This window comes from Cytobacillus sp. (assembly GCF_032154635.1).
In the GTDB taxonomy this organism is placed as follows: Bacteria; Bacillota; Bacilli; order Bacillales; family Cytobacillaceae; genus Cytobacillus.
In genome coordinates this window covers 74,092-87,875 of the sequence record NZ_JALDXW010000014.1, presented here as the reverse complement: position 1 = coordinate 87,875, position 13,784 = coordinate 74,092, and the positions used below count along the sequence as shown (strand labels likewise).

Below are 13,784 nucleotides of genomic sequence, written 5' to 3'. Positions count from 1 at the left end.
TTAAAGTTTTACAACGTTTGCAGCTTGTGGTCCGCGGTTGCCTTCAACGATTTCGAAAGAAACTTCTTGACCTTCTTCTAAAGATTTGAAGCCTTCACCAGTAATAGCTGTGAAGTGTACGAATACATCGTCTCCGCCTTCAACTTCGATAAAACCAAAACCTTTTTCGTTATTGAACCATTTTACTTTACCGTTTTGCATGTAACTTTTCCTCCTAAACCTTTCAAGACACGTTAAAGGTGTCTTAGATGAATATTATCACTCAACATCCTACACAACAGATATTTTCTAGAAATAGCGGAAATATATTCTGTTAAATGATGCCTTTAATATACACGATACTTTACTATCAGTCAAGGAGTTTCACATGATTTTCACAAAAAACTATTAAAAATTCTAAATATTATAAATTTAATTTCTTCACTCGATTTATTTATTGTTCATAATTATTAAATTTTTTCATAACTATTATTAATTATACTCTTTTAAATCAAGAGGGTGAAGCAATGTATCGATTTTCTATTGGCAGTCAGGAATGGATTTTGAGATTTTCACCGCATATTGAAATTGAGCCAGAAATAAAACAGGCAATTATAAGTACAATTCTCCAGCTTGGAAGTGAGCTTCAAACTTACTCACACGGCGAATCTTTTGTAATCATAAATGATTACGTTGGCATTATTGTCTTTAATGTAGAAAAAATCCCTTCTTTCATATTAACAGTCTCCAATATTGTCAATGAGGAAAATTGGTACATTCAAAAAAAACTAACGCTAAAAAAATATAAGAGCTAGAATGTTAAAATCGGCAAATTGCCGATTTTTTTATTTTAGAATAATCCCCTTTTTTAAGGACATGATTTTATATGTGGATATTGTTTTGGAATAAGGGGCTGATTAACTTATAGGGGTGTGAAAAATTGGGTTTTTTAAATAAATTTTTTGGCGGAACAAATAACAAGGAGGAACAAACAATGACAAATGTAAAGCTAGCAGTAATCTACTATAGTTCAGGGGGAACAAATCATCAATTAGCAAAATGGGCTGAGGAAGGTGCGAAAGAAGCAGGTACAGATGTCAAAGTATTAAAAATTCCTGAAACTGCACCACTAGCTGCTATTGAATCCAATCCTGCCTGGAAAGCTCATTCGGAAGCGACTAAGGATGTGCCGGAAGTAACTTTGAATGATCTAGAGTGGGCAGATGCGATTATCTTCAGTGTTCCGACCCGTTTTGGGAATATAGCTTCTCAAGTTCAAGCTTTTATAGATACTACTGGCGGCTTATGGTTCCATGGGAAGCTTGCTAATAAAGTAGTAAGTGCGATGAGCTCAGCTCAAAACCCGCATGGAGGTCAAGAGGCTACGATTTTATCGCTTTATACTACCATGTATCATTGGGGGGCAATTGTTGCTGCACCAGGTTTTACAGATCCAGTCACATTTGCTGCTGGCGGGAATCCTTATGGAACAAGTGTAACAGTAGGGCAGGACGGAAAGATGATTGAAGATGTTCAGGCAGCAGTCAAACATCAGGCAAGGCGCACAGTCACCGTTGCAGAATGGGTGAAAAAAGGGAATCAATAATTGAAAATAATTAAATATGTAATAAACAAAAAATCGGTGAAAACCGATTTTTTTAGTTTGTCTAATCTTAAAGTGTTGCATTAGGTAAACTTTTATAGTTTAATATAAAACAAATGGATATATATAAAATATGTGCACTTATGTAAAAAACGTGCATACACTCATCTAAGAAGCTGAAACAAAATCTTAAAAAAGGGAGAGGGAAAGGATGAAAAAAATAGTAGGAATTTTTCTTGTTATCTCTTTGATCTTTGTTAGCGCTTGTGCGAAACAAAATGTTAATAAAGGCAATGATGACGGGAAAATTATTGTAACAACTACGATTGGGCAAATTGCTGATGCGGTTAAAAATATCGGCGGAGAGAAGGTGATCGTAAATAGCTTGATGGGACCAGGTACGGACCCACATTTATATAAAGCTACGCAAGGCGATATTGCTAAGCTAGAGAAGGCCGATATTATTTTCTACAGCGGGTTATATCTTGAAGGAAAAATGTTGGATGTATTGGAGCGAATAAACACAACGAAACCAACGTATGCCATTGCAGAAGCAATTGATAAAGAAAAATTATTGTCTGCCAGTGGAGGCAGCTATGCATATGACCCGCACGTATGGTTTGATATTAACTTATGGAAAGAAGCGTTAGAGGTAGTAAAAACGAGTTTAATTGAGAGGGACCCAGATAATAAAGACTATTATGAGGAAAATACGAAAAAGTATTTTAAACAGCTTGATGAGTTAAGGGCATATGCTGTAGAAGAAATGGCGCAAATTCCCGATGAGCAAAGAGTGCTTGTCACAGCCCATGATGCATTTGGATACTTTGGCAAAGCTTTTGATATGGAAGTAATGGGGCTGCAAGGTTTAAGTACGGATTCAGAATATGGACTTGGTGATGTCCAGAATTTAGTAGATACATTGGTTAAGAGAAATATTAAGGCTGTGTTTATTGAATCAAGTATTTCTGAACGATCAATCAATGCAGTTATTGAAGGGGCAAAGCAGAAAGGGCATGAAGTGAAAATCGGCGGGGAATTATTCTCAGATGCAATGGGCGAAGAAGGGACGGAAGAAGGGACTTATATTGGGATGTATAAACATAATGTGAAGACCATATCAGACGCAATAAAATAGGAGGGGTTCATAATGAAGCCTGTTGTTGTAGAGAATTTGACAGTTGCTTATCAAAAAAAACCAGTATTATCAAATGTCAGCTTTGCAGTGCCAGAAGGTCAGTTAATTGGAATTATTGGACCGAATGGTGCTGGGAAATCCACTCTAATTAAAGCGATTCTTGGACTAATTCCTAAAGCGGCAGGGGCTGTAAAGATTTATGAAAAAAAATACCGTGCAAAAGATAGAGTTGTTGGCTATGTTCCGCAAAGAGGTTCTGTAGACTGGGATTTTCCAACGAATGCACTTGATGTTGTCCTGATGGGAAGATATGGCCATATCGGCTGGTTTAAGCGGCCTGGAAAGAAGGATATAGCAATTGCGCTAGAATGCTTAAGAAAGGTAGGAATGGAGGAGTTTGCAGGCAGACAAATTAGCCAATTATCTGGGGGGCAGCAGCAACGGGTCTTTCTTGCGCGGGCACTTGCCCAGGATGCAAAGGTATACTTCATGGATGAACCGTTCGTAGGGGTAGATGCAGCTACAGAAAGAGCCATTATAGAATTATTAAATGAGTTGAAAAGGCAAGGGAAAACCGTTCTTGTAGTTCATCATGATTTGCAGACGGTAAAAGAATATTTTGATCATGTTATTTTGTTGAATGTTAATACCATTGCTGCTGGAGCAACCGAGAAAGTGTTTACTCTTGAAAATCTGCATCGTACGTATGGCGGAAAATTGTCTTTTTTGGAAAAAGACCAATTGGTCGTAGAACAAAAATGAGGTGTTTATGATGAACGACCTTTTAAAAATGATTATGTTTGATGCAAATACGCAATGGGTTCTACTAGGAACAGTGCTGCTGGGAGTGGCGAGTGGGGTTCTTGGCAGTATTGCTCTCCTCCGAAAACAGAGCTTAATTGGAGATGCCGTGGCACATGCTGCATTGCCAGGAATATGCATGGCTTTCTTGCTTACGGGGGAAAAATCGTTACTTGTCCTTTTATTAGGAGCAACGATAACAGGGCTTTTAGCCGCTTATTGTATTCAATATATTATTTCATCTTCTATTATAAAAGAAGATGCTGCTATATGCTTAGTATTATCAGTATTTTTTGGCTTCGGGATTGTCTTGTTGACAAGGGTAGCGCAATCATCTTCCGGCAATAAAAGTGGGTTAAATGATTTTATATTTGGTCAGGCAGCTTCGCTTGTCGGAAATGATGTCAAACTAATGGCAGGTGCAGCAGCTGTTTTGATATTTGTAACAGCCTTGATTTTTAAGGAATTGAAAGTCCTAACTTTTGACCCAGCATTTGCAAAAGGACTTGGCTTACCAACGGGTTTTCTTAATTTTCTTTTCTTATCCTTATTAGTTGCTGCTGTTGTCATTGGTATTCAAGCTGTTGGGGTTATTCTAATGGCTGCCCTTTTAATCACACCAGCGATTGCTGCACGTTATTGGACGAATTCATTGAGTAAAATGATTGTCATATCTGGTATTTTTGGAGCTGTATCGGGAATGTCAGGAACATTCCTAAGTACACTAGGTCAAGGGCTGCCAACAGGTCCGTTTATAGTTGTAACAGCAACTGCATTATTTCTTATATCCATGCTATTTGCTCCCGAAAGAGGATTAGTAACAAAGTGGATAAAAAGAATGGTGAATAATAAGCAGCTTAGAAATAATAAGTTATTGCATAGTGAAAAAAGGAGCGGTTATCATGAGCTATGAGGCATGGATACTAATTGTTGGTTCCTTGGCAGGTATTACGTGCGGAATTACCGGCTGCTTTTTGATTTTGCGCAAGCTTTCTATGCTAGCCGATGCAATTAGCCACACAGTTTTGCTTGGAATTGTTCTCGCATTTATTGTCAGTCAAAGTATGAGCGGGATTTATATGCTAGTCGGTGCAGCTATTGTAGGTCTGCTAACTGCTGTATGCGTACAGATGCTTCATCATGCTGGAATACAGGAGGATGCTTCAATTGGGGTGGTGTTCACCTTTCTGTTTGCAGTTGGGGTTATCCTAATAACCATGTTCGCTGATGATGTTCACCTTGATGTAGACCATGCACTAATGGGGGAAATAACTTTTGTTCCTTGGGATTTAGTTCAATGGGGCTTCCTTCCAGAGCTCCCAAAGGCTTTTCTTATGCTATCAACTGTTCTAATTATTAATTTAGTTGTGATTGGATTTTTTTATAAAGAATTGAAGCTGACTTCATTTGATCCGCAAATGGCTGCGGCAATCGGAATACCTGTCTTGTTTATCCATTACTTGTTAATGGGCTTGGTATCTATTACAACAGTGGCATCCTTTGATAGTGTAGGAGCCATTCTAGTTGTCGCGATGCTGATTGCACCTGGTGCATCTGCTTATTTACTTACTGACAGATTAAGTATAATGCTCCTTTTAAGTGCATTATTAGGAGTTGCAGCAGCTGTGATCGGCTATTATCTTGCCAGCTGGCTCGACGTCTCCATATCAGGTAGTATGGCAACAATTAATGGAATCATCTTTGCTCTAGTATTCTTTTTCTCTCCAACTAAAGGGCTTATATCAAAGAAATTTTCAATGAAAAGGTTAAAAGTGGATTAAGTGTTAGCTCCTCGTTATGTTAATGGGGAGCTTTATTTTTTACGCTATATTTTTCCTAGTCCTTTCCTGATAAATTGAGTAGAATTAAAATAAGTATGTAATCTAGTAAACTGGAAGTGAGCAAAACAATGAAACTCATTATTGCAGAGAAGCCTGACCAGGGGCTGACTCTTGCTTCTATTTTTAAAATAAAGAAGCATCAAGGGTTTGTTGAAATTTTCCCCAATGATGTATTTCCTGAAGGTGCTTATGTCACATGGGCTGTAGGTCATCTTTGTCAGCTTGTTGCACCGGAAAATTATAATTCCCAGTGGAAAAAGTGGTCGTTGTCTACTTTACCGATTATTCCATCTCAATTTGAATATGAAGTCACGAAAGATAAAACGAAGCAATTTGCAGTCATTAAAAAGCTTATAGACAATCCCTCTCTGACAGAAGTCATTCATGCAGGGGATGCAGGGCGAGAAGGAGAGCTGATTATTCGTAATATCCTTCGAATGACGAAATCAAGGCTGCCAATGAAAAGATTATGGATATCTTCATTAACACCGAAGGCAATCAAGGAAGGATTTCTTTCCTTATTAAATGAATCAGATACTCGAAACCTCTATTATGAGGCGTATACGAGAGCTTGCGCTGATTGGGTTGTCGGAATGAATGCGTCAAGACTGTACAGTCTTCTTCTTCAGCAGCAAGGCTTCTCTGATGTTTTTTCAGTAGGAAGAGTGCAGACACCGACTCTTGCCCTAATTGTCAAACGAGAATTGGAGATTCAAAGCTTTATTTCTGAGCCTTTCTGGGAGGTACAAGCTAGATTTAATATTGATGGGAAGAAATATATAGGAAAATGGGAAAAGGATGGGGAAACAAGAATTAAGACGAAGGAGCTTGCCGAAAAGATTGCGCACTTTTGTGAGAAAAAAGCAGCAGAGGTCACAGATGTAAAGGCAGAGAAAAAAGAATTTCTCCCACCGATGCTATATAACTTATCTGCACTCCAAGCTGAGGCAAATCGCCGTTTCAAACTCCCGCCCAAGAAAACGCTTGATGTATTGCAAAAGCTATACCAAAAAGGAATAGTTTCTTATCCCCGTTCTGATTCCAGGCATGTAACCCAGGGTGAGGCAGAAATGTTTCCTGAAACATTAAATAAAATAGCCGCGATCGATGAATACAAAACACTCTTTCCTTTGCCGAGTCCCTCTCTGATGGATAATAAGCGATATGTGAATGACAAGAAAGTGACGGATCACTACGCAATCATCCCAACAGAACAAGTGCCTAATCTGAATAAGCTTTCACCAGATGAGAAGATTCTTTATGACCTCATTGTAAGGAGCCTTATTGCTGCTCATTATGGAAAGGCAGTAACCGAGTATACGACTGTCACCACTCTTGTGGATGGGAGGGCAGGATTTTTATCTAAAGGAAAAGTTCAGCTTGAAGAAGGCTGGCGTAAGGTGATCCCACCGTTTGAAAAGGACAAGGAGCCAACTCTTCCTGCGGTACAAGTAGGAGAAACCGGAAATGTCCTGAAGGCGGAAGTGAAAGAAAGCAAGACACAGCCGCCAAAAAGGTATACAGAAGGTCAGCTTATTACACTGATGAAAACGGCAGGAAAACATATAGAGGATAAAGAGTTGGAAAAGGTGCTAATGAAAACAGAGGGGCTTGGTACTGAAGCAACACGGGCAGGAATTATAACGATGTTAAAGGATCGCAAGTATATTGATATAAAAAAGAATCTTGTGTATGCTACACCGAAAGCAAAAATATTAATTGGAGCAATTGGATCAGAGATCCTTGCTTCCCCTGAAATGACTGCAAAATGGGAGAAGCGGCTAAAAGATATTTCTGAAGGAGAAGCATCACCGAAACAATTTATGGAACAAACGAATAAAATGATATCACATCTCATTGAAGTATCTGTGAAAAATGCAGGGGCTTGGGCTTTTGATGAGGAGGATAAAAACAGTTTTACCCCTGCGAAATCTAAATTTAAACGGCCAGCTCAATTAGGGAAATGTAAGCAATGTGATGGACAGGTTGTTGACAAAGGCAGCTTTTATGGCTGTTCACATTACAGTAAAACAAAATGTAGCTTTACAATCTCCAAAAAAATTCTGGGTAAATCAATTACTCAAAAAATTGTCAAACAGCTTTTAAAAGAAAATGAGACAGATATGATTGAGGGTTTTTCAAATAAGGATAAATCATTTTCAGCGAAATTAACTTGGGATGATCATGAGCAGAAACTAAAGTTTATTTTCCCAAATAAATAGACACCCTTCCTTCTATAATAGATAACCTTGTCTCGCTTACTCTTATATAGTAAACTTTTACTTGACTGTCTTCATAAAATGGAATGATTGATAAAAATGGAACTAACAGAGACCTTCAGCACGGTTCCTATGGGAGGGTTTGGGATGCCAACACCTAGTATGGAAGATTATATTGAACAAATATATATATTGATTGAAGAGAAAGGGTATGCCCGTGTATCTGATATCGCAGAAAACCTTTCCGTTCATCCCTCCTCTGTAACGAAAATGGTTCAAAAGCTCGATAAAGATGAATATCTAGTTTATGAAAAATACAGAGGATTGATTTTGACTCCAAAAGGAAAGAAAATTGGCAAGCGTCTTGTATATCGCCATGAATTGCTTGAGCAGCTTCTTCGCTTAATTGGGGTGAAGGAAGAAAATATATATGAAGATGTAGAAGGAATTGAGCATCATTTAAGCTGGGATGCAATAGATCGAGTAGGGGATCTCGTTCAATTTTTCGAAGAGGATGAAAGCAGGATTGATGCCTTAAGAGAAGTTCAAAGAAATAATGAAGAAATAGAAGAGGGTCCATAAAATGGACCCTCTTAGTATACATTTGGCAATTCATCAAATGAGGATGTGAAGTTTGGCGTAAGATAGGGAGTGCCATCCTGTCCTTCTTCTATAGTTACTCCGGTTATTATCCCATCTTCTGCTTCTTTCAATGCTTTTCGGTAAGAAATCATTCTCCCCTCTGAAGTTTGAAAAGAAATGATTTCTCCTAGATAGTTGCGATGAACAGCGACTAATTGTTCCCCAAACATATGATCACTCCTTTCTTAGTCATGTTTAAGTTTCTGATCTTTCAATCTACATTTTCATTGTTGCACCATCTTCTTCTCTTTAATCAAAGGGATATTGACTTTTCTTGGCGAAAATATATAACCTGAAACTTTCTAGGCGAGTACACGTATTATTAATGGTGAAAGAAAAGCGAGGGATAGAATGAGCGAATTTAATTGGAGTGAAGAAGCAGAAAAACAATGGGATGAGCGTTCATCTGGTTGGAATTCAATGAGTAAGGAAATGTGGGAATCAGGAAGCCGGAAAGAGATCGCTCCGTTTTTCGCAAAGCATGTAGCGCCTAATGGAGTGGTTTGTGATCTTGGCTGTGGAGATGGGTATGGATCCTTTAAACTGGCAGAATTAGGTTATTTAGTAACCGGGATGGATGTTTCAGAGGAAATGATACATAAAGCGAGAGGAACAAATGAAGGGAATACAGCTCGATTTATTAAGGGAGATATGTCAAATTTGCCCTTTGAGAAAGACTCTTTTGATGCGATATTAGCCATTAATTCACTTGAATGGACAGAAGATCCGCTTAAGGTGTTAAAGGAAATTCAGCGGATTGTGAGGCCTGGGGGATTTGCTTGTATTGGCATACTTGGTCCTACTGCAGCCCCTAGAATAAATAGTTACCGACGTCTATATAATGAAAAAGTAATTTGCAATACGATGATGCCATGGGAATTAGTTAAGCTTGCTGAAGAAAATGGCTGGGGAAATGTTGATAGCTTAGGGGTATATAAGCGGGGGACAGACCAGATGCCTATTGGATCATTATCTACAGAACTAAGGCAAGCCCTCTCATTTATGTGGGTTTCCATGCTAAGAAATAATAAATAAGAAAGGTTGGAATAAGATGAGTCGTTATTCGATTGGAGATTTTGTAAATCAAACACAGCAGCAAGATAAAGGAGAAGGGCTATTTGAACTAGAATCTCCGCGGATTCTTGAAATCAATTTAACGAACCAAATATGGACAAAAGCTGGCGCGATGATTTCTTACCGTGGAAATATTAAATTTGAACGAGAAGGTATTCTCGAACACGGCTTAGGAAAATTATTTAAAAAAGCATTAACAGGCGAAGGAACAGCATTAATGAAAGCAACAGGCAATGGAAAGCTTTATGTTGCCGACCAAGGGAAAAAAATATCGATCTTAAATCTGCAGGGAGAATCCATATTTGTTAATGGCAATGACTTACTTGCTTTTGAACCATCGATTAATTGGGATATTAAGCTTATGAGAAAGGTGGCTGGCATGCTTTCTGGCGGATTATTTAACGTGCGTCTTGAGGGAAGAGGGATGATTGCCATCACATCCCACTATGAACCGCTTACTCTGCTAGTTACACCAGACAACCCGGTGTTTACAGATCCAAATGCTACTGTCGCATGGTCTGGAAATCTGCAGCCTGAATTCGTGACAGATATCTCTTTTAAAACCTTCCTAGGAAGAGGCAGCGGCGAATCTGTACAAATGAAATTCTCCGGGAATGGATTTGTTGTTGTCCAGCCATTTGAGGAAGTATATTATTCCGAACAATCATAAATGGTTAATCGCAGCAGTCTGGTCCATGAAAGTTAAGGCCAGTTATTGGGTATAAACCTTAAAGCAGGAACCGTCTACTAAAGAAAACGGAGAATTATATAGTTATAGAATGGCTCATAGTCTGCAATGAGCCATTTTTTTGTTTTGAGTAGCTAGTTATAAGCAATCCTGCTAGCACACTAAGAATTGACCGCCTAGCAATTTTTCAAGAGTAAACGAGTCCGAATTGCTTTCGCGTTCTTTTCCTTCCTTATCTCGTGTCAACATAGGTCTTGAACCCCGCTAGCATTAACCTTAATTATTTTCACTCATCTGGATACCTTTGTATAGTTAATCTCCAATATTATATCCAAATAAAAAACACACGAGATTTCTAAAGTGAAATGACGTGTGTTCCAAAACAATTTTAATAGTTAACCTTTGTTGTAAACTAATTTAGCAGTTTTTCTAGCTTTTTTTCGGGGTCTTAATCCCATTCAAACGGCGTTTCTTGGTATACGTAATAATTCAGCCAATTCGAGAATAAAAGGTGGGCGTGTGATCGCCATTTATTCGAAGGCTTTTTCGTAGGATCATCATTCGGAAAATAATGCTGTGGAAGAATGTTTAGTCCTTTTTCCAAATCTCGTCTATATTCTTCTGCTAATGTACTAGCTTCATATTCTAAATGCCCAGTGATCATTATTTGCTTGCCATCATTCGCACTCATTATAAATGGGCCTGCTTCTTCAGAAGAAGAAAGTAATTTGACAGTTGGATTCGCTTTCAGCTGCTCGATAAAAATATCTGTGTTTCTTGAATGAGGGGCTAAATAGACATCATCAAACCCTCTTAATAGTTTTTCTGACCTGTCGTCAATATGGTGCCAGAAAACACCTGTGCATTTTTGCGGAAGTTCATATTTCATTATGCCGAAGTGATGATACAACGCTGCTTGCGCCCCCCAGCAAATATGAAGAGTCGATGTTACATTGTTTTTCGTCCAATCCATAATTTCGGTAAGCTCTTTCCAATAATCCACCTCTTCAAATTTAAGCAGTTCGATCGGTGCTCCAGTGATGATCATTCCATCATATTTCCGTTGCTTTATCTCAGCGAAGGTTGTGTAGAATTGATCTAAATGCAGTGAGCTTGTATTTTTCGATTCATGAGAAGCTGCTTTCAGAAACGAGATATTTACTTGCAGAGGGGTATTTCCTAACAGTCTTAATAGATGTGCCTCAGTCTTCTCCTTCTCCGGCATTAAATTTAAGATAAGGATATTGAGCGGGCGAATATCTTGTGTTAATGCACGATCCTCATCCATAACGAATATATTTTCTTTTTCTAATATTTCTCTTGCTGGAAGCAGCTTTGGAATTTTTATTGGCAATTCATCATCCCCTTTTAGAAAATTCAATTAAATTCATTATAAAGACGATTAATCCTTGCCGCAATCATATGTTTAAAAAATCACAAAATTGACTATCTACTAATATGGGATGGAATGGTACAATGTAGAAGTAGGGAAAACGTTTTCAATAATTGAATGCTTAGGGGGATATTTATGAATGTAAAACCTGTTGTTAAATCAGACATTGAAATCGCTCAACAATCATTTATGAAACCAATTACGGAGGTCGCAGAAAAAATCGGCCTTCATGAGGATGATCTCGAATTATTTGGAAAATATAAAGCAAAATTATCAACAGAAGCTTTGAAAAAGCTTGAAACAAAAAAGAGCGGGAAAATTATCCTTGTAACTTCAATTAATCCGACACCAGCTGGAGAAGGAAAATCAACCGTAACCGTTGGATTAGGAGATGCCTTTACGAAAATCGGCAAGAAAGCAATTATTGCTATGCGTGAACCATCACTTGGACCAACGATGGGTGTGAAAGGCGGTGCAACAGGTGGGGGATACTCGCAAGTTCTGCCGATGGAGGATATTAATTTACATTTCACAGGAGACCTTCATGCGATAACGACTGCCAATAATGCACTTGCAGCTTTCATTGATAATCATTTTCAGCAGGGAAACGAACTTGGAATTGATCAGCGCCGGATAGTATGGAAGCGTGCCCTTGATATGAACGATCGTGCATTAAGAAAGGTAGTCATCGGCTTAGGCGGACCAATGCAAGGGGTTCCTCGTGAAGACGGTTTCGATATTACGGTAGCTTCCGAAATTATGGCCGTATTATGTTTATCAACCGATCTTCAAGATTTGAAAAAGCGTCTTGGCCAAATGGTCATTGCTTACAACTACAATAAGCAGCCTGTTACAGTAGAAGATCTAGGTGTTCAAGGGGCATTAACCATGCTGTTAAAAGAGGCAGTTAAACCGAACTTAGTACAAACCATTGAACACACGCCTGCATTCATTCATGGAGGTCCATTTGCAAATATTGCCCATGGATGTAACAGTGTTATTGCTACAAAAACAGCTTCAAAGCTTGCTGATTTTGTTGTAACTGAAGGCGGCTTCGGCGCTGATTTAGGAGCGGAAAAGTTCCTCCATATTAAAGCTAGAAGTGCAGGGATTAAACCAGAAGCGGTTGTCATTGTTGCAACCATTCGTGCATTAAAAATGCATGGTGGCGTCCCGAAAACCGAGCTTGGCCGAGAAGATGTACAAGCTCTTTCAATAGGATTTGCCAACTTAAAGAAGCATATTGAAACAATTGAAAGCTTCGGCTTGCCATTTGTTGTTGCTGTTAATAAGTTCATTACAGATACAGACCAGGAGGTTCGCACATTAATGGATCTTTGCGACCAAGGAAATATTCCTGTATCTTTAACTGAAGTTTGGGAAAAAGGCGGGGAAGGCGGAGTGGATCTCGCAAACAAGCTGCTTGAGGTGATTGATAAGAAAAAGTCAAACTTCCAGCCGTTATATGATCTTTCCGATTCACTAGAAAATAAAATTCTTATGATTGCCCAAAAGGTTTATGGAGCAGAAAAAGTCGAATTCTCATCAAAAGCGAAAAAACAGCTCAAGGATTTCGATAGCTTTGGCTGGAGCCACTTACCAATCTGTATGGCTAAAACGCAGTATTCTTTATCTGACGACCCGACAAAGCTTGGCCGGCCAACAGGATTTACCATTACGATTCGCGAATTTAAGCCTTCCATTGGAGCTGGATTCATCGTTGCTCTAACTGGAGATGTTATGACAATGCCCGGCTTGCCTAAATTGCCAGCAGCACTAAGGATGGATGTGGATGAAAACGGCAATGCTATTGGATTATTTTAATAGGTTTTCTTGAATGTTTGATCCAACTGCATTTGAAAATATGAAGGTCGTTGTTGATGGTGCGATATATGATGAGGATTTATCCGGTGGGATCAAAATTATTGATCGAAATGATTTTTTGAACACAGCAAAGCTTTCTCGAAAATATGAAGTTTCATTTACTTCACAAGCGGACAACAGTGTTGTTTGCACATTTATTATGGAGGCAGGATTAGAGAATTTGGCCGCAGAGCTTTTGCCAACTGCTCATTCGGAGTTTCTTTCAGGGTGTCAACTGTTTGTGAAGTTTTCTTTTATACATCCGAATGAACGCTCATACTTTCAAGCGATTGAAAGATGTCTTAAAAATATTTGGGGTCCGGAACGGACAATTAGTCAGTCTGCCTGTTTTAATCCTTTTGATGAGGGAAATACGATAAAGAATGAGACAATTATTTTATTTAACCGCTTAGTTTACGAAGATCAAATGGATGATATTCTAACCATGGTTGAGTACATGATTGTTAGTTTAGAAAAATTAAGAACAATAATATAACTATGTAAAACTCTGTCTATACACGATATCAGGCAGAGTTTTTTTAT

The 13,784-nt window shown here is 38.6% G+C and carries 15 protein-coding genes; 12 read left to right on the top strand and 3 right to left on the bottom strand.

Features of this window, described 5'->3' with window-relative positions:
- Positions 1 to 201: a cold-shock protein CspD gene (gene cspD, locus RUH74_RS11970; protein WP_053476725.1), complete on the bottom strand. Its 201-nt coding sequence runs from the start codon at positions 199 to 201 to the stop codon at positions 1 to 3.
- Between the two features lie 305 nt (positions 202 to 506).
- On the opposite strand from cspD, the gene RUH74_RS11965 reads away from it, so the two are divergent.
- The 8 genes from RUH74_RS11965 to mntR all read left to right on the top strand — a co-directional run bounded on the left by RUH74_RS11965 (position 507) and on the right by mntR (position 8,163).
- Positions 507 to 794, top strand: a complete 288-nt coding sequence (locus tag RUH74_RS11965; protein ID WP_313800539.1) for a hypothetical protein — start codon at positions 507 to 509, stop codon at positions 792 to 794.
- A 179-nt stretch (positions 795 to 973) separates the two neighbouring features.
- On the top strand, positions 974 to 1,585 hold the full coding sequence (gene wrbA, locus RUH74_RS11960) for an NAD(P)H:quinone oxidoreductase (protein WP_313800538.1): 612 nt from the start codon (positions 974 to 976) through the stop codon (positions 1,583 to 1,585).
- Between the two features lie 208 nt (positions 1,586 to 1,793).
- Positions 1,794 to 2,720 (top strand): metal ABC transporter solute-binding protein, Zn/Mn family, encoded by a 927-nt coding sequence (locus RUH74_RS11955; protein ID WP_313800537.1) that lies wholly within the window; start codon positions 1,794 to 1,796, stop codon positions 2,718 to 2,720.
- A gap of 12 nt (positions 2,721 to 2,732) precedes the next feature.
- Positions 2,733 to 3,482 (top strand): metal ABC transporter ATP-binding protein, encoded by a 750-nt coding sequence (locus RUH74_RS11950; RefSeq protein ID WP_313800536.1) that lies wholly within the window; start codon positions 2,733 to 2,735, stop codon positions 3,480 to 3,482.
- 7 nt (positions 3,483 to 3,489) lie between these two features.
- A complete protein-coding gene (locus tag RUH74_RS11945) occupies positions 3,490 to 4,434 on the top strand; it encodes a metal ABC transporter permease (protein ID WP_313800535.1) in 945 nt (314 codons plus the stop codon).
- Entirely contained in the window at positions 4,424 to 5,302 is an 879-nt protein-coding gene (locus RUH74_RS11940; RefSeq protein WP_313800534.1) for a metal ABC transporter permease, read from the top strand. Before RUH74_RS11945 ends, RUH74_RS11940 begins: the two co-directional genes overlap by 11 nt.
- A gap of 128 nt (positions 5,303 to 5,430) precedes the next feature.
- The gene (locus tag RUH74_RS11935) at positions 5,431 to 7,584 is read left to right on the top strand and encodes a DNA topoisomerase III (protein ID WP_313800533.1); all 2,154 of its coding nucleotides are present in this window, start codon (positions 5,431 to 5,433) and stop codon (positions 7,582 to 7,584) included.
- Positions 7,585 to 7,728: 144 nt separating this feature from the next.
- The gene (mntR, locus tag RUH74_RS11930) at positions 7,729 to 8,163 is read left to right on the top strand and encodes a transcriptional regulator MntR (protein ID WP_313800532.1); all 435 of its coding nucleotides are present in this window, start codon (positions 7,729 to 7,731) and stop codon (positions 8,161 to 8,163) included.
- 11 nt (positions 8,164 to 8,174) lie between these two features.
- Here the strand turns inward: mntR and RUH74_RS11925 are convergent, their stop codons facing one another.
- Positions 8,175 to 8,393, bottom strand: coding sequence for a DUF3892 domain-containing protein (locus RUH74_RS11925; protein WP_313800531.1), 219 nt, complete (start codon positions 8,391 to 8,393; stop codon positions 8,175 to 8,177).
- A gap of 181 nt (positions 8,394 to 8,574) precedes the next feature.
- Between RUH74_RS11925 and RUH74_RS11920 the strand changes: the two genes are divergently transcribed.
- Both RUH74_RS11920 and RUH74_RS11915 read left to right on the top strand, forming a co-directional pair.
- On the top strand, positions 8,575 to 9,258 hold the full coding sequence (locus RUH74_RS11920; RefSeq protein ID WP_313800530.1) for a class I SAM-dependent methyltransferase: 684 nt from the start codon (positions 8,575 to 8,577) through the stop codon (positions 9,256 to 9,258).
- A gap of 16 nt (positions 9,259 to 9,274) precedes the next feature.
- Positions 9,275 to 9,967 (top strand): AIM24 family protein, encoded by a 693-nt coding sequence (locus RUH74_RS11915; RefSeq protein ID WP_313800529.1) that lies wholly within the window; start codon positions 9,275 to 9,277, stop codon positions 9,965 to 9,967.
- 466 nt (positions 9,968 to 10,433) lie between these two features.
- On the opposite strand, the gene metA is transcribed toward RUH74_RS11915, so the two are convergent.
- On the bottom strand, positions 10,434 to 11,339 hold the full coding sequence (gene metA / locus RUH74_RS11910) for a homoserine O-acetyltransferase MetA (RefSeq protein WP_313800528.1): 906 nt from the start codon (positions 11,337 to 11,339) through the stop codon (positions 10,434 to 10,436).
- Between the two features lie 174 nt (positions 11,340 to 11,513).
- Between metA and RUH74_RS11905 the strand changes: the two genes are divergently transcribed.
- Entirely contained in the window at positions 11,514 to 13,202 is a 1,689-nt protein-coding gene (locus tag RUH74_RS11905) for a formate--tetrahydrofolate ligase (protein WP_313800527.1), read from the top strand.
- A 13-nt stretch (positions 13,203 to 13,215) separates the two neighbouring features.
- On the top strand, positions 13,216 to 13,737 hold the full coding sequence (locus RUH74_RS11900) for a hypothetical protein (protein ID WP_313800526.1): 522 nt from the start codon (positions 13,216 to 13,218) through the stop codon (positions 13,735 to 13,737).
- The last annotated feature ends 47 nt before the right edge of the window (positions 13,738 to 13,784 follow it).

Coding starts and splice junctions, on each gene's coding strand:
- RUH74_RS11925 (WP_313800531.1), bottom strand. CDS start 8,393: ATGTTTGGGGAACAATTAGTCGCTGTTCATCGCAACTATCTAGGAGAA.
- RUH74_RS11940 (WP_313800534.1), top strand. CDS start 4,424: ATGAGCTATGAGGCATGGATACTAATTGTTGGTTCCTTGGCAGGTATT.
- RUH74_RS11965 (WP_313800539.1), top strand. CDS start 507: ATGTATCGATTTTCTATTGGCAGTCAGGAATGGATTTTGAGATTTTCA.
- RUH74_RS11905 (WP_313800527.1), top strand. CDS start 11,514: ATGAATGTAAAACCTGTTGTTAAATCAGACATTGAAATCGCTCAACAA.
- RUH74_RS11915 (WP_313800529.1), top strand. CDS start 9,275: ATGAGTCGTTATTCGATTGGAGATTTTGTAAATCAAACACAGCAGCAA.
- RUH74_RS11945 (WP_313800535.1), top strand. CDS start 3,490: ATGATGAACGACCTTTTAAAAATGATTATGTTTGATGCAAATACGCAA.
- RUH74_RS11920 (WP_313800530.1), top strand. CDS start 8,575: ATGAGCGAATTTAATTGGAGTGAAGAAGCAGAAAAACAATGGGATGAG.
- cspD (WP_053476725.1), bottom strand. CDS start 201: ATGCAAAACGGTAAAGTAAAATGGTTCAATAACGAAAAAGGTTTTGGT.
- RUH74_RS11955 (WP_313800537.1), top strand. CDS start 1,794: ATGAAAAAAATAGTAGGAATTTTTCTTGTTATCTCTTTGATCTTTGTT.
- RUH74_RS11950 (WP_313800536.1), top strand. CDS start 2,733: ATGAAGCCTGTTGTTGTAGAGAATTTGACAGTTGCTTATCAAAAAAAA.
- mntR (WP_313800532.1), top strand. CDS start 7,729: ATGCCAACACCTAGTATGGAAGATTATATTGAACAAATATATATATTG.
- RUH74_RS11935 (WP_313800533.1), top strand. CDS start 5,431: ATGAAACTCATTATTGCAGAGAAGCCTGACCAGGGGCTGACTCTTGCT.
- wrbA (WP_313800538.1), top strand. CDS start 974: ATGACAAATGTAAAGCTAGCAGTAATCTACTATAGTTCAGGGGGAACA.
- RUH74_RS11900 (WP_313800526.1), top strand. CDS start 13,216: ATGTTTGATCCAACTGCATTTGAAAATATGAAGGTCGTTGTTGATGGT.